Below are 20996 nucleotides of genomic sequence, written 5' to 3' on the forward strand. Positions count from 1 at the left end.
CATGCAGATGACCTCGGCGATCGATTCCTTTCTCGATGCCGTCCATTTCGAATACGGCTACTCCGAGCACACGGTACGAGCCTATCGACGCGATCTGCACGATTTCGCCCGATTCGCCGGGCGCGGAGACCCAGACACCGCGACGATCGCCGACTGCGACCTCGAGCTCATGCGCAACTGGCTCTGGGACCGACAGCAGCGCGGCCTCGCCCCCAGCACGCTCGCACGCAACGTCGCCACGCTGAAGTCGTTCGGCGGCTGGCTCGAGGCGCGCCGCCTGGTTCCGGGAAACCCCGCCTCGAGACTGCGTTCGCCGAAGGCTCCGCGCGAGCTCCCCCGAGTGCTGGCCGACGAGCACGTGGAGCGCATCCTCGACCGCGCAGCGCGACGTGCCGAGGACGGGGACCCGGCTCGGATACGCGATCTCGCAGTGCTGGAGTTGTTGTACGCGACAGCGCTGCGGGTGTCCGAGCTCTGCACGCTCCCCCTCACCGGCCTCGACCGCAGGGAACGCACCGTGCGCGTGCTGGGCAAGGGGAGCAAGGAGCGCATCGTCCCGCTGGGCGCTCCGGCCGCACGAGCCGTCGAGCACTATCTCCACGCGGCGCGACCCTCGCTTGCCGCGCGGGCCGAGGGCGCTGAGCGGGCCGAGCTCTTCCTCGGCAACCGCGGCGGACCGCTCCGAGCGAACGCGGTGTACCGACTGGTCTCGCACGAGCTCGAGTCGGAGCCCGGAGGCGGCCCCCGCGGCCCGCACACCCTCCGGCACACTGCGGCGACGCATCTGTTGAACGGAGGCGCGGATCTGCGCGTGGTGCAGGAGATGCTCGGCCACTCGAGCCTCTCCAGCACGCAGGTCTACACCCACGTCTCCGCCGAGCGCTTGGCCGAGAGCTACCGCCAGGCGCACCCCCGGGCGTGACATCGCAACCGGCTCGCGCAGGTGGGCGCCGCCGAGCATGATGCGGATCGATTCGGGCTCGACCCCGATCGATACGCCCGACCGCGATTCCGCTCGTCCGGCTCGCCTGCGGGCAGCAGCACGGGGCGAGGCAGGAGATACCGCAACGGATTCACATACTCGTCGTCCACGCGCACGCCGAGATGGACGCATTCGGCGAGGCAGTGCCCGCCGCTCGCTGCTTCGCCGATCACGGCCCCGCTTGTCACGGCGGCACCGACCGGGAGCGTGCTGCGCACAGGCTCGAGCGTGTACACGGTGCGCTCGTCCACCCGGATCGAGAGGACGTCCCGATCGACGACCCGGCCCGAGAACGATACCGTGCCCGTCGCGGGCGCGATGAGCGCCGTCCCCGGAGCCGCCGCGAAGTCGATGCCCCGATGCCCGGCCCCGTACCGATGCGGTGGAGCGCGATACGGGCCGGTGATCTCGAATGGACCGCCGACCGGCGGCACCCACAGGATGCCGCCGGTCGTGGGAGAACCGTTCGAGCGCAGGAGCGCAGAAGCCCGAGGATCTCCATGCGCCCCGTAGCCGGGGCTCGATGATCCCTGACCGTGCGCCAGCAGCGGGAGCACCGCCAGCAGCGGGGCGATGAGCAGTGTGTGCGGTGCGATCATGCACCGACTCTCGCAGGGTCTCCGTCGGGCGGGGAGGTTGCGATCGAATCTGTGGAGAACTCCGCGGGCTCGGGCTCGATCGATGCGTGTGGGCGAGACCCTGAGCAGGACTACTCGTCGAGCGCGAGTTCTTGCGGCAGCGAGAACTCGCGGGCCGACAACTCCTCGACGTTCACGTCCTTGAAGGTGAGTACGCGCACCGACTTCACGAAGCGGTCGGCACGATACACGTCCCACACCCAGACGTCGGTCATCGAGAGCTCGAAGTAGAAATCGCTCCCGGCATCCTGGCGCTTGAGATCCACCTCATTGGCCAGATAGAAGCGGCGCTCGGTCTCGACGACGTACCGGAACTGGCTGGCGATGTCGCGGTATTCGCGGAACAGCGACAGCTCTGCCTCGCGCTCGTAATCGTCTAGCTCGTCCTCGTTCATCTCCCCCATCCTACGCCGTCTTCGCGGCTCCGTTCGGGCTCGACGCGCCCCGACTCGCCGAGGTTGACTTATTCGAACATATGTTCGAATATTGCTGCATGAATTCCGTCGCGACCGTCCGCTCGCTGCAGCAGCGCATCACCGAGATGCAGCCGCTGCGGATCGACGATCGCCTGCTGCCCACGGCCCCCGGGCTGCGACAGCTGCTCCCGGAGGGGGCGCTGCGCCGCGGCGCGAGCTACGCGGTGCTGGGCTCGCAGCAACTGGCACTGGCTCTGCTGGCCGAGGCCTCCTCCGCCGGGTCCTGGTGCGGGGTGATCGGCTGTCCCGCGTTCGGTGCGGAGGCCGCCGCCGCACTCGGAATCGCGCTCGACCGCTGCGTCCTCGTACCGCACCCCGGACCGGGCGCACTGGGACTCGCGGCCGCGCTGAGCGAAGTGCTCACGGTGGTCCTGCTGCGCCCGGACGCCCCGCCCCGCCTCGGCGAGGTCGAGCGCTTCTCGGCCCGGCTCCGCGAGCACGGATCCGCACTCGTGGCGTTGGGCGACTGGCCTCGCGCGGAGTGCACGCTGCGCGTCTCGGCGTCCCGGTGGCGGGGTCTCGGCCGAGGGCACGGGCTGCTCGAGGAACGCGAGCTCGCCGTGCAGACGCTGGACCGCCGCGGCGCGAAACAGCACATCGTGCGCTTCACCGGCGGCACGGTCGCGGATCCCGAGACGTCCACCGTACGCAGACTGGCGCACCGGTGAACTCCGTCGAGCCCTCACCCCCCGAGCGCATCATCGTGTTCTGGGTGCCCGACTGGCCCGTGCACGCGCACCTGCGCGACAGGGAAGAGACGAAAGCCCCCGCTCCCACCCCCGCTCCTGCCATGGCGTTGATCTCCCAGCACCGCGTACGCGCGTGCTCCGCCGCGGCCAGGGCCGAAGGGGTGCGCATCGGTCTGCGCGAGAACGAGGCTCAGGCCCGTTGCCCGGCGTTGGAGATCCACCCTCACTTCGCAGAGGTCGACGAGCGCCGCTTCGCGGCGGTGCTGGCCTCGCTCGAGAACCTCGTCCCGGGCGTCGAGCCGCTCCGTCCAGGGCTCTGCGCACTCCGCGCACGCGGACCGGCGCGGTACTACGGAGACGAGGAGCGGGCCGCCGCCGCGATCCTCGAGCTCGCAGCGGACCTCGACCTCCCCGATGCGAGGGTCGGGATCGCCGACGGGCGCTTCGCGGCCGAACAGGCCGCCCGTGCGTCCTCCACCGACCCGGGCGTCGAAGCGCCGCGCCGTGGCGTGCGCATCGTGCCGCTCGGCACGTCCCGGGCTTTCCTCAGCGCCCTCCCCGTGGGGCGGGCCGCTGAACCCGGCTTCGCCGATCTTCTGCAGGGCCTCGGCATCCGGACCTTGGGTGCCCTGGCCGCGCTGCCCGAAGACGCGGTCCGACAGCGCTTCGGCGCACCGGGCGTATCGGCGCACCGGCGCGCATCGGCCGTCGGCCCGCGTCACGGCTCCGAGGTGCTCCCCCGCAGCGCCGTACGGGACCACACGGTCGAATGCGCGCTGGAGCCGCCGCTCGAAAGCGCCGAGCAGCTCGCCTTCGCGTGCATGGCGCTCGCCGAGCGCCTCATCTCCGGGCTCGTCGACGACGGCCTGGTCTGCACCGCCCTGCGCGTCGAACTCACCGACGATGCCGACGTGCGGCACGAACGGGTGTGGGCCCACCCCCACCGCTTCACGGCCGCCGATGCCGTCAATCGCGTCCGCTGGCAGGCCGCCGCGATATCGAGCGCCTCGGCCGCGAACGGCTCCGGGAGATCCGGGCAGGAGGCGGCGGGAATCGCGCATGTACGCCTGGTGCCGGCTCACACCGACCGAGCAGCGGCCCACGAACCCGGCCTGTGGAACACGGAGCCCGATGAGCGCGTGCATCACCATCTCAGCCGCGTGCAGAGCCGCCTCGGGCACACCGGCGTGGGCACTGCGGAACTGCTCGGCGGACGACTGCTCGCGCAGCGACAGCGTCTGACCCCCTGGGGTACGGGGCGGGCCGCGGAGCGGGGATCCCACGCCTCCGCCGCCGGCCCCTGGCCCGGCGCGGTGCCCGGCCCTGCGCCCAGCCTGGTATTCCCCGAGCCGCTCCGGGCTGAGCTCGTCGACACGGAGGGCCGCCCCGTCGGCATCGACGACGAGGATCTGCTCACCGCGGCTCCCGCTCGCCTTCGCGTGGCGCACACGGCGTTCGACGCGCGGGTGAGCGATTGGTCGCTCCCCTGGGCCATCCGCGAGCACTGGTGGCGCGGCGAGCAGCCCCGGTTCCGCCTGCAACTGCAACTCGCCGACGGCGATGCCTGGCTCCTGCTGCACGAGGACCGCCGCTGGCTCGCCGAGGGGCGCTACGACTGAGGAGGAGCGATGGGTTGGAACAACTCTCCCCTGCCGTGGGAGGAGTTCGAGCGACGGCTCTCCCTGCGCCCGCCGGCTGCGGGATCGCCGCCGCGCGTTCCCGCGGGCTGGCAGCTCGCGGCGCGGCGCGCGGAGACCGCTGAGAGCGCCGATGCCGCCAGCCCCGCCGTCCGCGCCGAGACCGCCGGCCGCGCCGACCCCGCTGAGGACGCATCCGACAGCACTCTCACGCCCTATGCGGAGCTGCACGCGCACTCCCACTACAGCTTCCTCGACGGCTCATCATCGCCCGAACAGCTCATCGCCGAGGCGACGCGCCTGGGGCTCACCGGGCTCGCCCTCACCGACCACGACGGCCTCTACGGAGCCGCGCTCTTCGCCGAGGCCGCCGAACAGCGATCCCGGCAGGATCGGGAGCGCACGCGCCCCCCGCTCCTCACCGTCTACGGGGCCGAGCTCTCCCTCGGGCTCGACGCCCCGCAACTCGGCGCCGCCGATCCCGCGGGAAGCCACCTGCTCGTGCTCGCCCGCGGAGCTCAGGGGTATCACCGACTCGCCGGGGCGATCACGGAGGCGCAACTGGCCGGTGGCGAGAAGGGGCGCCCGATGTACGATCTCGAGGCGCTCGCCGCGGCGGGGGCAGGCGAGTGGGCGATCCTCACGGGGTGTCGCAAAGGAGCCGTGCAGCGCGCCATGGATGCGGCCGACAGTCTCGCACCGGGCTCGGGGCCGGGCCCGGCCTCGACCCGCGGGGAGGCCGACGCGGGGGCACTGGCCGAGCTCGACCGCCTCACCGCTCTCTTCGGCGCCGACAGCGTCTACGTCGAGCTCACCCACCACGGCCACCCCGGCGACGATCCCCGCAACGCCCGCCTCGCCGGGCTCGCCGCCGCCCGGGGGCTCCCCACGATCGTCACGGGCAACGTGCACTACGCCTCGCGCGCCCAGGCGCCCCTGTCCGAGGCCATGGCCGCGGTTCGCGCGCGGCGCAGCCTCGACGAGCTCGACCCGCATCTGCCGGCTTCCGGGGCAGCGCACCTGCGCAGCGGCGCGGCGATGCTCCGCCGCTTCGCACGATATCGCGACGCGGTGGCCCGCACCGTCCCCCTCGCGCGCGAACTCGCCTTCCCGCTCAAGGCGGCGCGGCCGAACCTTCCGAAGCTCGATCTCCCCGAGGGGCACAGTCAGATGAGCTGGTTGCGCCGGCTCGTCCGGGAGGGCGCCGAGCGCCGCTACGGGTCACCGCTCCCGGAACGGCATCGGGCCCGTCTCGAGCAGGAGCTCGACGTCATCGAGCGCAAGGACTTCCCCGGCTACTTCCTCATCGTGCACGATCTCGTGCACGAGGCCCGGAGGCGTGGAATCCTGTGCCAGGGCCGCGGATCGGCCGCGAACTCGGCCGTGTGCTACGTGCTCGGGATCACCGCCGTCGACGCGATCTTCTACGCGCTTCCCTTCGAGCGCTTCCTGTCGAGCCTGCGCGACGAGGAGCCCGACATCGATGTCGACTTCGACTCCGAGCGGCGCGAGGAGATCATCCAGTACGTCTACGAGAAGTACGGCCGTCGCAACGCCGCGCAGGTCGCGAACGTCATCAGCTACCGTCCCAAGGCCGCGATCCGGGATGCGGCCAAGGCGCTCGGCTACGGACCCGGCCAGCAACGCGCCTGGACCGCAGGGCTGGAGCGCTGGAGCGCGGTGGAGGACGATCCGAGCAGCCCGATTCCTGCGCCCGTGCAGCAGCTGGCCAGACAGTTCCTGCAGGCCCCCCGGCACCTCGGGATCCACTCGGGCGGCATGGTGCTGACCGAGCGCCCCGTCGGCGAGGTCTGCCCGATCGAGCACGCTCGCATGGAAGGCCGCACCGTACTGCAGTGGGACAAGGAGAGCTGCGAGACAATGGGGCTCGTCAAGTTCGACCTGCTCGGTCTCGGCATGCTCAGCGCGCTGCAGAAGACGATGGACATCGTCGCGGCCGGCACGGGAGAGCGCTGGACGCTCGACACGATCCCGAAAGAGGAGCCCGGCGTCTACGACATGCTGTGCCGAGCCGACGCCGTCGGGGTGTTCCAGGTCGAGAGCCGCGCGCAGCTGAACACCCTGCCGCGCTTGAAACCCCGAAAATTCTACGACCTCGTCATCGAGATCGCGCTCATCCGCCCCGGCCCCATCCAGGGCGGTGCCGTGCACCCGTACCTGCGCCGCAGGGACGGGAACGAGGCGGTGAGCTATGCGCATCCTCTGCTCGAGCCGGTCCTCGAGCGCACGCTGGGCATCCCCGTCTTCCAGGAGCAGCTCATGCAGATGGCGACAGCGGTGGGCGGCTGCAGCCCCGAGGACGCCGATCTGCTGCGACGCTCGATGGGCTCCAAGCGCGGCGAGGAGCGCATCGAGGCCCTCGAGGCGAAGCTGTTCGCGGGGATGGCGGCGAACGGGATCGTAGGTGAAGAGGCCGGGCGCCTCTATACGCAGATCAAGTCGTTCGCCGATTTCGGCTTCGCCGAGAGCCACTCGCTCAGCTTCGCGCTGCTCGTCTACGTCAGCTCCTGGTTCAAGCTGCACTACCCGGCTGCGTTCCTGGCCGGGCTGCTCCGCTCGCAGCCCATGGGGTTCTACTCCTCGCGCGAGCTCGTGCAGGATGCGCGGCGCCACGGCGTCGAGGTGCGGGCCCCCGATGTGCAGCGCTCGTGCGCGGAGGCCGCTCTCGAGCGAACGGACGCCGCTGAAGCACCGGACAGCGCCGAGCGACCGGACGCCCCGCGCATCACCGGTTCGGCCGCCTGCCTCGCGAACCCGCAGCCCGTCGTCGAGCCCTTCGACACGGATGCTCCGGACACGAGCGCCGCCCACCGCCGCGACGGCGCATTCGCAGTGCGGCTCGGACTCACCGGAGTCCGCGGGATCGAGTTCGAGACGGCCGAGCGCATCGCCCGCGCACGCGCGCAGGCCCCCTTCGCGGATCTTGCGGATCTCGCCCGGCGCGCGGACCTCGATCGCGGCAGGATCGAGGCTCTGGCAGCGGCCGGGGCCTGCGAGAGCCTCGGGATCGGACGGCGCGAGGCGCTCTGGGCTGCCGCACCGGCGGCAGACAACCGAGAGCGGTTCCTGCCGGGCATCGCCGTGCATGTGCAGCCGCCGCTCCTTCCTGTGCTGAACACCGCGGAGCAGACCGCGCTCGATCTGTGGACCACCGGGATCCCGCTCACTGCGCACCCCCTCGCACTGCTGCGGGAGTCGCTCGACGCGCGGGGCGCGGTGCGATCGGATCGGATGCGGCGGGTCCGCCCCGGCGCCGTGGTGGAAGTCGCGGGCCTCGTCACGCACCGCCAGCGCCCCGGCACCGCCGGAGGCATCGTCTTCATCACGCTGGAGGACGAGTCCGGCAGCGTCAACGTCGTCGCGTGGCGGGACGTCTGGCTGCGCAACCGGCTCGTGGCCCGCACCTCCCCCGCACTGCTGATCCGCGGCGCGGTCGAACGCTCACCCGAGGGTGTGGTCAACGTGATCGCCGAGGCCTTCGAACCCCTCGCCGCCCCGGTCGGCATCACCTCCCGCGACTTCCGCTGACCCGATGCCCCGACCGGATATGCTGGCGGCGTGCACACCTCGACGGCTCTCCTCACCGATCACTACGAGCTGACCATGGTCGACGCAGCGCTCCAGGCCGGCACCGCCCACCGCCGCAGCGTCTTCGAGCTCTTCGCCCGGCGCCTCTCGGGCGCGAGACGTTACGGGGTGGTCGCCGGTACCGGTCGCCTGCTCGAGGCGCTCGCGCACTTCCGCTTCGCCGAGGCCGAGATCGACTTCCTGCGCGAGCAGCGCGTCGTCAGCGATGCGACCCTCGACTGGCTCGCCGACTTCCGCTTCAGCGGGGACATCTGGGGCTACCCCGAGGGAGAGGTCTTCTTCCCGGGTTCCCCGCTCATCACGGTCGAATCGAGCTTCGCGGAGGGCGTGCTGCTCGAAACCCTCGCGCTCAGCATCCTCAACTCGGACTCCGCCGTCGCCACCGCGGCGTCGCGCATGAGTCACGCGGCCTCGGGAAAGCCCCTCGCCGAGATGGGCTCACGGCGAACCGGCGAGCGCAGCGCGGTCGCGGCGGCACGCGCCGCGTACATCGCCGGATTCAGCGCGACCTCGAATCTGGAGGCGGGTCGCAGCTACGGAATCCCGACCATGGGCACCGCGGCGCACAGCTTCACGCTGCTGCACGACAGCGAGCGTCAGGCGTTCGAGGCACAGGTCGCGGCGCTCGGCACCGACACCACGCTGCTCGTCGACACCTACGACATCGAGCAGGGGGTGCGCACCGCCGTGGAGGTCGCCGGAACGGGACTCGGCGCGGTGCGCATCGACTCGGGCGACCTGCCCGTCGTGGTCGCACGCGTGCGCCGACTGCTCGACGAGCTCGGCGCCACGCGCACGCGGATCACGGTGACCAACGACCTCGACGAGCACACGGTGGCGGTGCTCGCAGCTGCTCCGGTCGACAGCTTCGGCGTGGGCACCTCCGTGGTGGTCGGCTCGGGATCGCCCACCATGGGCATGGTGTACAAGCTCGTCGCACACGAGGACGCCACCGGGGCGTGGGTCTCGGTCGCCAAGAAGTCGGCCGACAAGGCATCCGTCGGTGGCCGCAAGAGCGTGCGGCGCGCATACGACGCTCGCGGCATCGCGACGACGGAGCTCATCTTCCTGGGCGACGGCCCCGGAGGTGAGCCGGAGGCCACCGGTCCCGCTGGAGCAACCGAGCGTGATGTGCTCGAGCCGCTCGTCATCGACGGTGCCGTGAAGTCCGGGCACACGGGAGCCGAGGGGATCGCCGCTGCACGAGACCGACACGCACGTCGTGTCAGCGAGCTCCCCCACGTCGCGATGAGCCTCACGCGCGGCGACCCCGCGATCCCCACCGAGTACCGGTGAGCGACGGATCCGCCGCCCCTGCCCGTCAGCGCTTCATGCGCTCGTAGACCCGCTTGCAGTCGGGGCAGACCGGGAACTTCTCCGGGTCGCGGGAGGGGGTCCACTTCTTCCCGCAGAGCGCGCGCACCGGCTTGCCGGTGACCGCCGACTCGAGGATCTTGTCCTTCGGCACGTAGTGGGAGAACCGCTCGTGGTCGCCGTCCTCGATCTGCGAGTCCTCCAGCAGCTGCTCGAGCTCGCGGTCGAGCACGTCGGTGCCGCCGGCGGGTTCGGAGTCGCGTCGCGTGAAGATGCCCATGCGGCCATTGTACCCCGCTGCGCGGGGCCGCGGCCGTCAGTCGAAGACCTGGGTCACGGCGATCAGCTCGGGCCCGCTGCGGTCGAAGATCCACCCGCCGATGAGCACCCCGAGCAGCAGCGCGAGCGCGCCGTATCCGACGCCGAACGCCAGCGCCCACATGTTCTGCACGAAGCCCACATCGATGAACGCGATCACCGAGAACCACACGGGCGGCACGGCGAGCACGAGGGCGATGAGGATCGACAGCGTCTGTGCGAGACCCGATCCCGAGCCGGACCACTGCGGTTGCACGAAGGGGCTGTCGCCCGGCCGGGTGGCCGGATACGGCATGAGCACCGAGAAGACGCTCGACACGGCGCTCGCGACGAACAGCACGGACAGGTTCATGCCCACCACCGCCGGCAGCACCCGCCAGTCGCCCAGCACCGTCACGGTGAGGCTCGATCCGATAAGTGCGATCGGCACGCCGAGCATCAGCACCGGGGCGAGGCGGCCCGCCCGATCGGCGCGGCCGCGAATGCCGCTGGCCACGTGCTCCCAGATGGCGGTCGAGTCCATGGAGACGTCGTTGTGCTGCGACCACCCGAGCAGCAGCAGGATCACCGGCAGCGGAACGAGAGACAGGACGCGCAGGTCGGCTCCGGCTACCCAGAAGGCGAGCAGCATGACGAGCGGGGCGATGGGAATCGCGAACAGCGCGACGCGGTAGCGCGGATCCCGCGCCCAGTAGGTGAGCTGGCGGGCCGCGATCACCTGGGAGGGACGAGCCGGAAAACGCTCGAACCAGCCGAGCCCGGTGCGCGCCGCGCCGGGATCCAGCGGCCGCTCGATGCGCTGGTTCGACACCATGACGAGCGGAAACCAGAGCGCGGTGAGCAGCACGATCCCTCCGCCGCAGATGGCGAGTCGCGCCACCGCGCCGTCGACATCGCCCGAGGCCGCGAGTGCGAGGGCGGCGAACGAGGCTCCGAACGGCGTCCACCCCAACCCATCCGCCGCATCGACCGCCGCGGCGCGGCCATCCGGACCGAACACGGTGGCAGCTGCGAAGACCGCGAGGGGCAGGAAGGCGACGAACAGCACCGCGCCGATCGTTCGCACCACACCGGCGTACCGCCGCCCCACCACGAGCTTGGCGAGCGCCGACACCACCCGCACGCTGCAGAGGGCCAGCAGCGCCGAGAGCGCAAGCGCGACGGGCGCGATCCAGCCCGGCTCATGCCACTCGGGACGCAGCACCGCCAGTGCGCCGAGCCAGACGGCGAGCAGCAGGAAGGGCCAGCTGACGACCGAGGTCATCAGCAGCCCGAGCGCGATCGCCCCGGGCCGCGCGGGGAGGTGCCCGAACTGCCGGGGTTCGAGGTGACGCCGGTTCTCGAAGAAGGGCACGATGCAGATCGCCGCGAGCACGAGGGAGCCGATGACGGTGTCGACGAGCGAGCGATCCTCGCCGGCCGGCAGCAGGCGCGCGGGAAGGTACGCGAGCAGCACCGCGACCGCGACGAGCGCGAGGTACGCCAGCGAGGTGCGCAGGCCCGTGACGAACGACCCCCGGAAGCCACCACCGAGCAGGGCTAGACGGAGTCGGAAGAGCCGTGCAACCACTCGAGCCCCTTCCTCGCGTCGCTCATCCCGGTCAGCTTCGCGAACCGCTCCTCCAGGCTGAGACCGTCGCGCACCGCGTCCACGGTGCCCTGCGCGATCACACTGCCGTCGACGATGATCGAGACGTGGTCGCAGACCCGCTGGATGAGGTCGAGGCTGTGGCTCGACATGACCACGCTGCCGCCGCCGCCCACGTACTTCTCCAGGATCTCGGTGACGTTCGAGGCCGAGACCGGGTCGATCGTCTCGAACGGCTCGTCGAGCACGAGCACCTCGGGAGCGTGGATCATCGAGCAGGCGAGGGCGATCTTCTTCTGCATGCCGGCGGAGTAGTCGGAGACGAGGCGGCCGAGCGCCGACTCGAGGCCGAAGGCGGCCGCCAGCTCGCTCGACCGCTGGGCCACCGACGCCTCGGCGACGCCGTGCAGCACCCCCGAGTAGTAGAGGAGCTGCGCACCCGTCAGCCGGTCGAAGAGCCGGAGGCGATCGGGCAGCGTGCCGATGAGCCGCTTCGCAGCCGGGCCATCGGACCAGACGTCGACGCCGCCCACGGTCACCCGTCCGGAGGTCGGCCGCAGCAGGCCGCTGATCATGGACAGCGTGGTGGTCTTGCCCGCGCCGTTCGGGCCGACGATGCCGGTGAACGAGCCGGCGTGCACGTCGATCGACACGTCTCCGGCTGCGATCAGGCTCCCGTAGGTCTTGGTGAGCATCTCGGTGCGCAGTACCACGGGGTTCTGCTCGGCGAGGCGGCCGCGCTCCCGGGCGCGCACGACGGACGGGACCGGCACCTGAATGCGTCCCGTGCGCGGCGACCGCACCTCCGAGTCCGTTTCGGGAACGGGCATGGCGGAGGCGGTTTCGGGCGGCACGCGTTCTAATTTAGCAAATCATCCGGGCTGCAAGGTGCGCACCAGATGTGCGTTCGACGCCGCGATCGACGCCGCGTCCGGCGATCCCGCGCGCCCGATGCGAGCGGTGAGCCCTCGAACCGGCAGAATAGCTGTTGTGACTTCCGCTTCCGAGTTCCGCCCGCGGCGCGCGACCGCGTGGTCTTCTCTGTGGCTGCTGAGCCGCAGAGACCTGAAGGTGCGGTATTCCACCTCGCTCCTGGGGTACCTCTGGTCGATCCTCGATCCCCTGCTGATGAGCCTCATCTACTGGTTCATCTTCACCCAGGTCTTCTCGCGCTCTGTCGGCGAGGAGCCCTACATCGTGTTCCTGCTCACCGCGATGCTGCCCTGGGTGTGGTTCAACGGCGCGATCTCCGACTCGACGCGGGCCTTCCTGCGCGACGTCAAACTGGTGCGATCCGTGTCGCTGCCGCACTGGATCTGGGTGGGCCGCATCGTCTGCTCGAAGGGCATCGAGTTCCTGCTCAGCCTCCCGGTGCTCATCGCGTTCGCGATCGGCACCGGCGCGAGGCCCGGCTGGGGGCTGCTGCTGTTCCCCGTGGCGGTGATCCTCTTCACCGCGCTCACGCTCGGCATCGGCCTCATCATCGCACCACTCACCGTGTTCTTCCGCGATCTCGAGCGAGCGGCGAAGCTGATCCTGCGCGTGTTCTTCTACGCCTCGCCCGTCATCTACGGCGCTGCCGACCTCCCCGCGTTCGCGCAGCCGCTGGCGTGGCTCAACCCGCTCTCGGGCATCTTCGCGCTGTTCCGCGCGGGCTTCTTCCCCGACCAGCTCGATTGGCCGCTCATCGGGGTCTCCGCCGCGCTCTCGCTCGCGCTCCTCGCCATCGGCGTGATCGTCTTCCGCCGAACCATCGGCGGCGTCCTGAAGGAGCTGTGATGGGCACCGCATCGTCCGCCACCGGGCAGACCATCATCTCGGCGCAGGGCCTCGGCGTGCGCTTCCGGCGCAATCGGGGATCCCGACGCAGTTTCAAGGACCTGTTCGCCGGCCGATCCCGCCGCAGCCGCCCCGGGGAGTTCTGGGCGCTCCGGGACGTCACCTTCGAGGTGCGCCCCGGCGAGGCGATCGGCGTGGTCGGTCGCAACGGGCAGGGCAAGTCGACGCTGCTCAAGCTCGTCGCCGGAGTGCTCTTCCCCGACGAGGGGAGCGTGCGGGTGGACGGGGGCGTCGCACCGCTCATCGAGATCACCGGCGGGTTCGTCGGCGACCTGACCGTGCGCGACAACGTGCACCTGGCGGCCGGCTTGCACGGCCTCGGAAAGCGGGAGATCGCCGACCGCTTCGACGCGATCATCGGTTTCGCCGGCGCCGAGGAAGTCATCGACACCCCGTTCAAGCATCTCTCGAGCGGCATGAAGGTGCGGGTCGCGTTCTCGCTGATCTCCCAGCTCGACGAGCCGGTGCTGCTGGTCGACGAGGTGCTGGCGGTGGGCGACAAGGCCTTCCGCGCCAAGTGCTATCGCCGCATCGAGGAGCTGCTCACCGAGGGCAGGACGCTGTTCCTCGTCTCGCACAACGAGCGGGATCTGCGCCGCTTCTGCAGCCGCGGTCTCTATCTCGACGGCGGCCGGCTCGCGCTCGATGGCCCGATCGATGAGGTGCTGGAGCGCTACGCCCAGGATCATCCCGCGTAGGGGTCGGTCTGCTCAGTCGCGCTGCCGCCAGTCGTCCGCCCGTTCGAGCAGCGCGTCGATCGCCGCGTGGAAGCGCGCAGTCGGCGCTCCGGGCGAGGTATCCCCGAAGTAGTGCTGCGACCAGGTGCCGAGACGTGCGCGGGCCTCGTCGTCCCCGATCACGCGGTCGAGCACCTCGACGATGCCGCCGGTCTCGGCCGCGTCGAGCCACTCGCAGACGCTCAGGTAGCCGCCCTCGTCGACCGAGGCCTCGGGCGCCGTCGGCCGCGTCACCATGAGCGGCTTGCCAGTGGCGAGGCGATCGTAGACCATCGCCGAGATATCGCAGATCGCCACGTCGGGCAGGCTCAGCTGCCACCCGAGCGCCGGCGAGTCGTCGTAGACGTGCTGCGCCTCGGGGTCCTGTGCGTTCGCCTCCCCCAGCATCGCGATGATGCGCTGGTTCGCCGCCCCGAACTCGGGATCGACCACCCCGCTACGCGGATGCGGCCGATACACCACGCGGTGGCGGCCGGTGGCGAGCAGCCCGCGCACGAGCGCCACTCCGTGCGTCGCCACCGATCCGTAGCACGCGGCCGGGCGATCGCCCTCCCAGGTCGGAGCGTAGAACACGACGGTGCGCTCGTCGGGATCGAACGGCGGCCGGCCTCCCAGGTGATCGGTCTGCGGGCGGCCGATCGGGATCGTGCGACGCTCCACGTCGTAGTCCCAGAGCGCCTTCGACAGACGCGCGCGTGCCGCGTCACCGGCCACCAGCGCGACGTCGTACGTCTTGTGCTGGTTGCTCGTCATGTACATCTTGTCGCTCTCCCCGTGATTGACGAACACGTGCCAGCGGTGCCCGTACCGCATCATCTGGAAGTTGCGCGTGTTCTGATTCACGTAGAGGATCACGTCGAGCCGCTGCTGCTCGATCGTGCGCTCGATGTCGGTGACCTTCGGCACGAAGGCGATATCGAGCCCGCTCTCGCGCGTGAGCTGCAGTGCGCCGGCCGCGTTGCGGGCCAGCACGAGCACCGGAAGCCGCTTCGAGAGCTCTTGCAGCGGCGCGTACCACTGCCGCATCTGGTAGATGTTCACGTCGCTGTCGGCGAAATAGACGCCCACCCGGTAGTGCTGCTCGGCCAGCGGCTCGCGATCGGCGAGCAGGGCCCGCAGCTCGAAGTACGATCGACGGCCCTTCAGCACACGCTTCGCCAGGCGCACCGCGCGCTTCGCATCCTTCGCCAACTGCATCCCTCCAGGGTAGTCGGCGAATCCTGTGGGAGTATCTTGAGGTGATGCCGCCCCCGTCCGATACCCCGACCCCCATTCTCCCCGCGCTGCCGGAGCGGCCCTCCGTGAGCTACGTCATGCCGGTGCTCAACGAGGAGGGGTTCCTCGAGAGCGCGGTGCGCACGATCCTCGCCCAGGACTACGCCGGGGAGAAGGAGCTCGTGCTCGCCCTTGGACCGTCGCGGGATCGCAGCGACGAGATCGCCCGCCGCCTCGCGGCGGAGGATCCGCGCGTGCGGCTCGTCGCCAACCCGGAGCGCGACATCCCCGCCGGCCTCAACCGCGCGATCGCCGCGAGCCGCCACGCCGTCGTGGTGCGCGTGGACGCGCACTCGGAGCTCACTCCCGACTACACGCGACGCGGGATCGGCGCCCTGCGACGCGAAGGGGCGGCCAACGTGGGCGGCGTCATGCGGGCCGCGGGGCGCGGCGCCGTGCAGCGCGCCATCGCGCGCGGGTACAACAGCCCGTTCGGGCTCGGGGGCGGCGCATACCACGGTGAGGGTGCCGCGGGCCCGGCCGAGTCGGCCTATCTCGGCATCTTCCGCCGGGAGGCGATCGAGGCGGTGCACGGCTACGACCCGACGATCCTGCGCGGTGAGGACTGGGAACTCAATCTGCGGCTGCGGCGCGCCGGATACACGGTGTGGTTCGAATCCGCACTGGGCGTCACATACTGGCCACGGGCCTCGTTCGGCGACCTCGCGCGGCAGTTCTTCGCCACCGGCACCTGGCGCGCGGTGCTCGTGAGGCGATACGGCCGGGAGAACCCCTGGCGCTTCTTCGTGCCCGGGGCGCTCGTGCTCGGCATCGCCGCAAGCCTCGCCGGCCTCGTGCTGCTGACGGCGGGCGTGCTGCCCTGGGCCTCGGGGTGGTCGCTGCTGCTCGCTCCCGCAGCCTGCTACCTGCTCGGAGTCGTCTTCGCGGTCACGCGCATCCCGGAACAGCGCGGCCTGCGCGACCATCTGCTGACCGCCGTCGCCCTCGTCACGATGCATCTGAGCTGGGGCAGCGGCTTTCTGCGGGGCATCCTGTTCGGCGGCGGCCGGGTGGTCGACCGTTCGCGGGTGTGATCCCGTGAGGTGCACTGCGCTCATCACCGGGGCCTCTGCCGGGCTCGGCCGCGAGCTCGCGCGGCAGCTCGCCGCGCAGCGGGTCGACCTCGTGCTCGTCGCACGCGACGCGGCTCGCCTCGAGGACATCGCCGAGCAGCTGCGGCAGCAGTACGGTGTGCGCGTGGATGTGCTCGCGGCGGATCTGACCGAGCAACCCGGGCAGGAGAGCGTCGCGGCACGGCTGCAGCGCGACGACACCCCAGTCGACATCCTGATCAACAACGCCGGCTTCGGCATCAACGCCGGCTTCGAGACGAGCGGAGTCGCCGACGAGCGGCGCCTGCACGAGCTGCTCGCCTGGGTGCCCCTGCGCCTCTGCCACGCGGTCGTGCCCGGGATGCTCCGGCGCGGCCGCGGCTGGATTCTCAACGTCGCGAGCGTCGCGGCGTTCACCCCCGCGGGCACCTACGGTGCGGCGAAGGCCGGTCTCGTCTCCCTGTCGCGTGCGCTGCGGGCGCGATACCGCAGGCGCGGGCTGAGTGTAACCGTGCTCTGCCCCGGCCTGCTCGCCACCGAGTTCCACGATCGCATGGGCATCGATCATCTCCCGGCACTGCCGCCGCTCGCCTGGGCGCCGGTCGAGCGCGTCGCCCGGGAGGGGCTCCGCGGGCTCCGCCGAGGCCGCCGCATCGTCGTCTCCGACTGGCGCTACCGGCTCGCCGCTCCCCTCACCAGGCTGCTGCCCGACCGACTGCTCGAGCGCCTGACTACGACGAGCGAGCGCGGCGCCTAGCCCGCCGACGGCAGCGCGCCCCGCTCGACGAGGGCGTCGACCGCCCGTTCGGCGGCGCCGCCGTCGTCGTGGGGGTTGAAGCGCGCCCGCCACGCGACCGCGCGATCCGCAGCGGCCCGCACCCAGGCGGCATCCGCCCCCCGTTCCTCGAATTCGCGCGCGCACGCCACCAGCTCCTCGCGCCGCGTCAGCAACGGCCCGGGCGCCGTCCGTTCGAAGTCGAGGGTGAATCCGCGCTCCCGGTCGCGGTACGCAGCGAGATCCGGCACGAAGAATGCCATCGGCACCCGAGCGATCGACGCATCGAACATGATCGACGAGTAGTCGGTGACGAGCAGATCGGCCGCGAGGATCACGTCGTTCACGTCGGGGTGCCGGGAGGCGTCGATCACTCGCGCCCCGGCACCGTAGCTGCCGAACGCGTGCGTCCTCGTGTGCCCACGGGCAACGACGGTCCAGCGCTCGCCGAGCTCTTCGGCGAGTCGGCGCACGTCGAGTTCGTCCACGAGGGTGATCCCGCCATCGCGCCACGTGGGCGCGTAGACCAGCACCCGGGCACCGGGGTCGATGCCGAGCGCCGTGCGCGCGGTGCGCACCTGGATGGGGTTGCGATCCTCGCCCACCATCGCTCGGGCGAGCCGGTCGTCGCGCGGGTACCCGACCTCGAGGATCTCGCCGCGGAACGCGTAGCTCGTGCGGAACTGCGCCGTCGCGTGGGCATTCTGCGAAAGCAGCAGGCTCCACCTGCGGCTCTCGCGGCGAATCGCGATCCGCGTGCGCAGACCCACATCCGGGCGACCGAGCGCGAGGTGCTTCAGCATCGTGCCGTGCCAGGTCTGCAGCACGGTCTGGCCGCGACGACGCCGGAACCGGAACCGGAGCCAATCGTTGACCACCAGGAGGCGGGCGTAGCGCCTGGCGGCGAACCACTCCCTCGCCCCCACGAGTACTGGGATCGCACCCTGCGGCACCGCCTGCGTCTCGCTCGTCACGCTCCAGTAGCGTGTGAGGACCGGCATGCGTGCCGAGATCTCGCGGTCGATCGCCAACGGATTGCACCCGACCTGACGCCCGAAGAAGCTCTCGAAGAATACCGAGTCGGGCTCGACCAGGTCTCGGAGCGGACGTCGCAGTCGGCGGATCTCGGCGAGCACCCGGTCGGCCGCGCCCCCCTCGGGGTAGGTATGGAACCGCAGTGCGAGCGCCCGCGCATCGGCCGCGGCCGAGCGAACCGCAGGCCCCGCCAGGGCCATCTCTTCGATCCGGTCGGCCACCGCCGACCAGGACCGCAGCACGCGGCCGGCACTCGTGACCTCGAGCGGTTCGTAGAGGCCGCGCGTGTTCGTGTAGCGCTCGAGATCCGGGGCGAACCAGAGGATGGGACGCCCCAGCAGTGAGAAATCGAGCGCGAGGGACGAGTAGTCGGTCACGACGATGTCGACGCCCCCGAGCAGTGGGGTCGCGTCTCGCACCGCATCGCTGCCGAGCAGATGGATGCGATCGCCGGCCAGTGCCTCGTACGCCCCGCTGCCGAGCGGGTGCGATCGGATCACGAGGTGGGCGTTCGCCCGGTCGAGCGCCGTGCGGATCCGCTCGGCCTCCCCCGCATCGGGCACCGCGGGGTCCGGATCACCGTCCCGCCAGGTGGGTGCGTAGAGCACCACGGTCGCGTCGTCGCCGATCCCCGCTCCCCGAGCGCCGAGGAGCCCCAGCAGACCGCTGCGTGCCGCACGGGCCGCTCGGGGATCCCGCGCCTGGATCGCGAGCGCGTCGTCGCGCGGATCTCCCAGTACGCGCACCTTGCCGGGATCGACGCGGAAGGCCGATCGCAGCCGCTCGGCGGCGACGTGCGACCCCGCGACGAAGAGGTCGACCTCTCGGGACCCGGCGAGATACATGCGCCGCAGCAGAGCGCGCACGGGCGCGGGGCCGGAGACGGCGGTCGTCACCGGCGAGTCGAGGTGCAAGCGCTTGATCGGCGCGCCGTGCCACAGCTGCACCGTGGTGGCGCCGTGCGTGCCGAAGCGGTTGGCGTCGCCGAGCCCGTGCGTGATCACGATCTGCCCCGCGCGCAGCGTGGCCCAGTACCCCGCTCGGCCCGCCCGCGGGATCGCCTCGAAGCCTTCGGCGCGGGCGGCCTCGGCCTCGCTCTCGTCTGCGACCAGCCAGACGATCCGGGCCTCGGGCTCCTCCCTCTGCAATACGCGTGCGACCGCGAGCGCCCCCTCGCCGACGCCGATCCCGCTGCCGAAGACCCAACGACGCGCATCTCTCGGCACGAACCAGGATACGAGGAACGAGAGGAGGTACTTGGGGACCGCGAGCAGTTTCTCGAGGTTGCCGCGCGCGAAGCTGAAACCAGCGGTAGTCATCGCACCCACCTTAGGCCATCGCAGGCGGGAACGCCGTGAGCCGGTACGGCGGGTACCGGCTCACGGCGTCTCTCCGGGTCAGCGCGGCTCAGGGATCACCACTCGAGCGTGCCGAGGGTGGCCTCGGTCTGCCCGGGTTCGCCACCCCGGGTGTAGTCGATCGTGATCGTGCTGCCGCCGGCGTGCATGCGGATCAGCGCCGAGACGGAGGTGCCGTCGACCGCGGGGACACCGTCGACCGCGGTGATCACATCGCCGGACCGCAGGCCCGCCTCATCCGCCGCTCCGCCGCGGGTCAGCTCGACCAGCAGTCCGCCGGCATGATTGGCGTCCTCGTCGGTGTCCTGCGTGGAATCCGCGACCGTCGCGCCGAGCAGACCGTGCGACGGCTGCTCCCCCGCGATGATCTCGTCGGCCACGCGGGTGGCGAGGTTGGAGGGAATCGCGAATCCGAGTCCGTCGCTGCCTGCAGCACCGTTGGCACTCGCGGCCGATGCGATCGCGACATTGATGCCGATCAGTTCTCCGCTGCCGTTGAGCAGCGCGCCCCCGGAGTTGCCCGGGTTGATCGAAGCGTCGGTCTGGATGACCGGAAGCGTGACGGTGCCGCCGGCCGCCTGCTGCGACTGCTCCTGCCCGTCTTCGGGGAGGCCGAAGCGGAAGTCCCAGGGGAAGCCGTCGCCCTCCTGCCCCTCACCGAGTCCGTCGTCCTCCTGCGGCGTCGGATCCTGCGGGATCAGCGGGCTGCCGACGGAGATCCCGCGGTTCAGCGCGCTGACCACGCCGCTGGTCACCGTGTTCGCGAGATTGAGCGGTGCGCCGATCGCGACGGTCAGATCGCCGACGTCGAGCTGATCGGAGTCGGCCACCTGGATCGCCGGCAGCCCCTCGGCGTCGACCTTCACCACTGCGAGATCGGAGTAGGGCGCCACTCCGACGAGCTCGCCGTCGAGAATGCGACCATCGCTCAGCTTCACACGGATCTGCGCGCCGCTCGCGGCCGCGCCGTCGAGCGTGACGACGTGCGCGTTCGTGATGATGTATCCGTCCTCGCGATAGATCACGCCTGACCCGGACCCTCCGGCGCTGCCGCTCGCCACCTCGAGCGTCACGACGCTGGGCGTCGCCAGAGCGGCCACGCCGGAGATGGCCGTCGCGTTCTCCGTGTTGTTCAGCGTGATCGCCCCGCCGCCGCCCTGGGCGACGGACTGCGGCGCGACGTTCGAGGCGACGACCGCCGCGACTCCCCCGCCCACGACACCCCCGAGAAGTGCCCCGATCGCGAGCCCGGCGAGCAGCGCTCCCGTCCGACTCCTGGGATGCGCGGGAGCCTCCGCCGCCGTGGCCGTGCGGGGGTCGACGGGGGCCGCCGGCGCGGCCGGCGTCGCGAAGTGGTGCCCCTGCTGCGGGCCGTACGCGCCGTGCGGCTGGCCGTCTCCGGCGACCGACGAGCCGGGGCCCACGTGCACCGGCGCTCCGGGCAGGGGCGCGGTCGGCTGCGTCTGCGCGAACTGCTGCGACGGCTGGGCCGGATCCTGCGACTGGGCGGGCGGCTGAGGCGCGGCGGGCTGGTGCTGAGCCGGGCTCGACACGCCGTCCGCGGTCGCGGCGGGGCCGGAACCATCGGTTCCGCGCTCCACCGCACCGCGAACCTCGGTGTCGCGCGACGCGCCCTGCTGGTCGTGCTCGGGGGTACTGGTCATCGGGAGCTCC

At 71.3% G+C, this 20996-nt stretch carries 17 protein-coding genes; 9 read left to right on the forward strand and 8 right to left on the reverse strand.

What is annotated here, in order from left to right; all coding sequences use genetic code 11:
• The first annotated feature begins 1 nt into the window (after position 1).
• Positions 2 to 922, forward strand: a complete 921-nt coding sequence (locus tag EVS81_RS01935) for a tyrosine recombinase XerC (protein ID WP_130108896.1) — start codon at positions 2 to 4, stop codon at positions 920 to 922.
• On the opposite strand, the gene EVS81_RS01940 is transcribed toward EVS81_RS01935, so the two are convergent.
• A complete protein-coding gene (locus EVS81_RS01940) occupies positions 895 to 1581 on the reverse strand; it encodes a M23 family metallopeptidase (protein WP_130108897.1) in 687 nt (228 codons plus the stop codon). The genes EVS81_RS01935 and EVS81_RS01940 overlap by 28 nt on opposite strands.
• A gap of 110 nt (positions 1582 to 1691) precedes the next feature.
• The gene (locus EVS81_RS01945) at positions 1692 to 2015 is read right to left on the reverse strand and encodes a DUF2469 domain-containing protein (protein ID WP_119074439.1); all 324 of its coding nucleotides are present in this window, start codon (positions 2013 to 2015) and stop codon (positions 1692 to 1694) included.
• Positions 2016 to 2113: 98 nt separating this feature from the next.
• Between EVS81_RS01945 and EVS81_RS01950 the strand changes: the two genes are divergently transcribed.
• From EVS81_RS01950 to EVS81_RS01965, 4 genes are read left to right on the forward strand one after another with little or no spacing between them, the layout of a single operon-like run.
• Positions 2114 to 2764, forward strand: a complete 651-nt coding sequence (locus EVS81_RS01950; protein WP_130108898.1) for a hypothetical protein — start codon at positions 2114 to 2116, stop codon at positions 2762 to 2764.
• Entirely contained in the window at positions 2761 to 4404 is a 1644-nt protein-coding gene (locus EVS81_RS01955) for a Y-family DNA polymerase (protein ID WP_130108899.1), read from the forward strand. Before EVS81_RS01950 ends, EVS81_RS01955 begins: the two co-directional genes overlap by 4 nt.
• Positions 4405 to 4413: 9 nt before the next feature.
• On the forward strand, positions 4414 to 7971 hold the full coding sequence (locus EVS81_RS01960) for an error-prone DNA polymerase (protein ID WP_130108900.1): 3558 nt from the start codon (positions 4414 to 4416) through the stop codon (positions 7969 to 7971).
• A gap of 30 nt (positions 7972 to 8001) precedes the next feature.
• Entirely contained in the window at positions 8002 to 9327 is a 1326-nt protein-coding gene (locus EVS81_RS01965) for a nicotinate phosphoribosyltransferase (RefSeq protein WP_130108901.1), read from the forward strand.
• Positions 9328 to 9352: 25 nt separating this feature from the next.
• On the opposite strand, the gene EVS81_RS01970 is transcribed toward EVS81_RS01965, so the two are convergent.
• From EVS81_RS01970 to EVS81_RS01980, 3 genes are read right to left on the reverse strand one after another with little or no spacing between them, the layout of a single operon-like run.
• Positions 9353 to 9625 carry a DUF3039 domain-containing protein gene (locus tag EVS81_RS01970; RefSeq protein WP_130108902.1) on the reverse strand — a complete coding sequence of 91 codons (273 nt, stop codon included), beginning with the start codon at positions 9623 to 9625 and terminating at the stop codon, positions 9353 to 9355.
• A 36-nt stretch (positions 9626 to 9661) separates the two neighbouring features.
• A complete protein-coding gene (locus tag EVS81_RS01975) occupies positions 9662 to 11233 on the reverse strand; it encodes a hypothetical protein (RefSeq protein ID WP_130108903.1) in 1572 nt (523 codons plus the stop codon).
• On the reverse strand, positions 11203 to 12081 hold the full coding sequence (locus EVS81_RS01980; RefSeq protein ID WP_240740042.1) for an ABC transporter ATP-binding protein: 879 nt from the start codon (positions 12079 to 12081) through the stop codon (positions 11203 to 11205). The genes EVS81_RS01975 and EVS81_RS01980 overlap by 31 nt, the downstream gene beginning before the upstream one ends.
• Positions 12082 to 12202: 121 nt before the next feature.
• On the opposite strand from EVS81_RS01980, the gene EVS81_RS01985 reads away from it, so the two are divergent.
• Both EVS81_RS01985 and EVS81_RS01990 read left to right on the forward strand, forming a co-directional pair.
• On the forward strand, positions 12203 to 13030 hold the full coding sequence (locus EVS81_RS01985; RefSeq protein ID WP_130111235.1) for an ABC transporter permease: 828 nt from the start codon (positions 12203 to 12205) through the stop codon (positions 13028 to 13030).
• Positions 13030 to 13788, forward strand: coding sequence for an ABC transporter ATP-binding protein (locus tag EVS81_RS01990; protein WP_130108904.1), 759 nt, complete (start codon positions 13030 to 13032; stop codon positions 13786 to 13788). Before EVS81_RS01985 ends, EVS81_RS01990 begins: the two co-directional genes overlap by 1 nt.
• Before the next feature lie 12 nt (positions 13789 to 13800).
• Here the strand turns inward: EVS81_RS01990 and EVS81_RS01995 are convergent, their stop codons facing one another.
• Entirely contained in the window at positions 13801 to 15024 is a 1224-nt protein-coding gene (locus EVS81_RS01995; protein ID WP_130108905.1) for a hypothetical protein, read from the reverse strand.
• A gap of 44 nt (positions 15025 to 15068) precedes the next feature.
• On the opposite strand from EVS81_RS01995, the gene EVS81_RS02000 reads away from it, so the two are divergent.
• Together EVS81_RS02000 and EVS81_RS02005 are read left to right on the forward strand one after the other, a co-directional pair.
• On the forward strand, positions 15069 to 16136 hold the full coding sequence (locus EVS81_RS02000) for a glycosyltransferase family 2 protein (RefSeq protein WP_130108906.1): 1068 nt from the start codon (positions 15069 to 15071) through the stop codon (positions 16134 to 16136).
• A gap of 4 nt (positions 16137 to 16140) precedes the next feature.
• A complete protein-coding gene (locus EVS81_RS02005) occupies positions 16141 to 16911 on the forward strand; it encodes an SDR family NAD(P)-dependent oxidoreductase (RefSeq protein WP_130108907.1) in 771 nt (256 codons plus the stop codon).
• On the opposite strand, the gene EVS81_RS02010 is transcribed toward EVS81_RS02005, so the two are convergent.
• Positions 16908 to 19283 carry a CDP-glycerol glycerophosphotransferase family protein gene (locus tag EVS81_RS02010; RefSeq protein WP_130108908.1) on the reverse strand — a complete coding sequence of 792 codons (2376 nt, stop codon included), beginning with the start codon at positions 19281 to 19283 and terminating at the stop codon, positions 16908 to 16910. The genes EVS81_RS02005 and EVS81_RS02010 overlap by 4 nt on opposite strands.
• Before the next feature lie 95 nt (positions 19284 to 19378).
• The gene (locus EVS81_RS02015) at positions 19379 to 20986 is read right to left on the reverse strand and encodes a trypsin-like peptidase domain-containing protein (RefSeq protein WP_130108909.1); all 1608 of its coding nucleotides are present in this window, start codon (positions 20984 to 20986) and stop codon (positions 19379 to 19381) included.
• Positions 20987 to 20996: the final 10 nt, after the last annotated feature.

The organism is Leucobacter triazinivorans (genome assembly GCF_004208635.1).
GTDB classification, from domain to species: Bacteria; Actinomycetota; Actinomycetes; order Actinomycetales; family Microbacteriaceae; genus Leucobacter; species Leucobacter triazinivorans.

Excerpts from the sequence above, each read along its gene's own strand:
- EVS81_RS02015 (WP_130108909.1), bottom strand. The coding sequence starts at position 20,986 with ATGACCAGTACCCCCGAGCACGACCAGCAGGGCGCGTCGCGCGACACC.
- EVS81_RS01995 (WP_130108905.1), bottom strand. The coding sequence starts at position 15,024 with ATGCAGTTGGCGAAGGATGCGAAGCGCGCGGTGCGCCTGGCGAAGCGT.
- EVS81_RS01970 (WP_130108902.1), bottom strand. The coding sequence starts at position 9,625 with ATGGGCATCTTCACGCGACGCGACTCCGAACCCGCCGGCGGCACCGAC.
- EVS81_RS01945 (WP_119074439.1), bottom strand. The coding sequence starts at position 2,015 with ATGAACGAGGACGAGCTAGACGATTACGAGCGCGAGGCAGAGCTGTCG.
- EVS81_RS02000 (WP_130108906.1), top strand. The coding sequence starts at position 15,069 with ATGCCGCCCCCGTCCGATACCCCGACCCCCATTCTCCCCGCGCTGCCG.
- EVS81_RS01940 (WP_130108897.1), bottom strand. The coding sequence starts at position 1,581 with ATGATCGCACCGCACACACTGCTCATCGCCCCGCTGCTGGCGGTGCTC.
- EVS81_RS01935 (WP_130108896.1), top strand. The coding sequence starts at position 2 with ATGCAGATGACCTCGGCGATCGATTCCTTTCTCGATGCCGTCCATTTC.
- EVS81_RS02010 (WP_130108908.1), bottom strand. The coding sequence starts at position 19,283 with ATGACTACCGCTGGTTTCAGCTTCGCGCGCGGCAACCTCGAGAAACTG.
- EVS81_RS01990 (WP_130108904.1), top strand. The coding sequence starts at position 13,030 with ATGGGCACCGCATCGTCCGCCACCGGGCAGACCATCATCTCGGCGCAG.
- EVS81_RS01985 (WP_130111235.1), top strand. The coding sequence starts at position 12,203 with ATGCGAGCGGTGAGCCCTCGAACCGGCAGAATAGCTGTTGTGACTTCC.
- EVS81_RS01950 (WP_130108898.1), top strand. The coding sequence starts at position 2,114 with ATGAATTCCGTCGCGACCGTCCGCTCGCTGCAGCAGCGCATCACCGAG.
- EVS81_RS01980 (WP_240740042.1), bottom strand. The coding sequence starts at position 12,081 with ATGCCCGTTCCCGAAACGGACTCGGAGGTGCGGTCGCCGCGCACGGGA.
- EVS81_RS01960 (WP_130108900.1), top strand. The coding sequence starts at position 4,414 with ATGGGTTGGAACAACTCTCCCCTGCCGTGGGAGGAGTTCGAGCGACGG.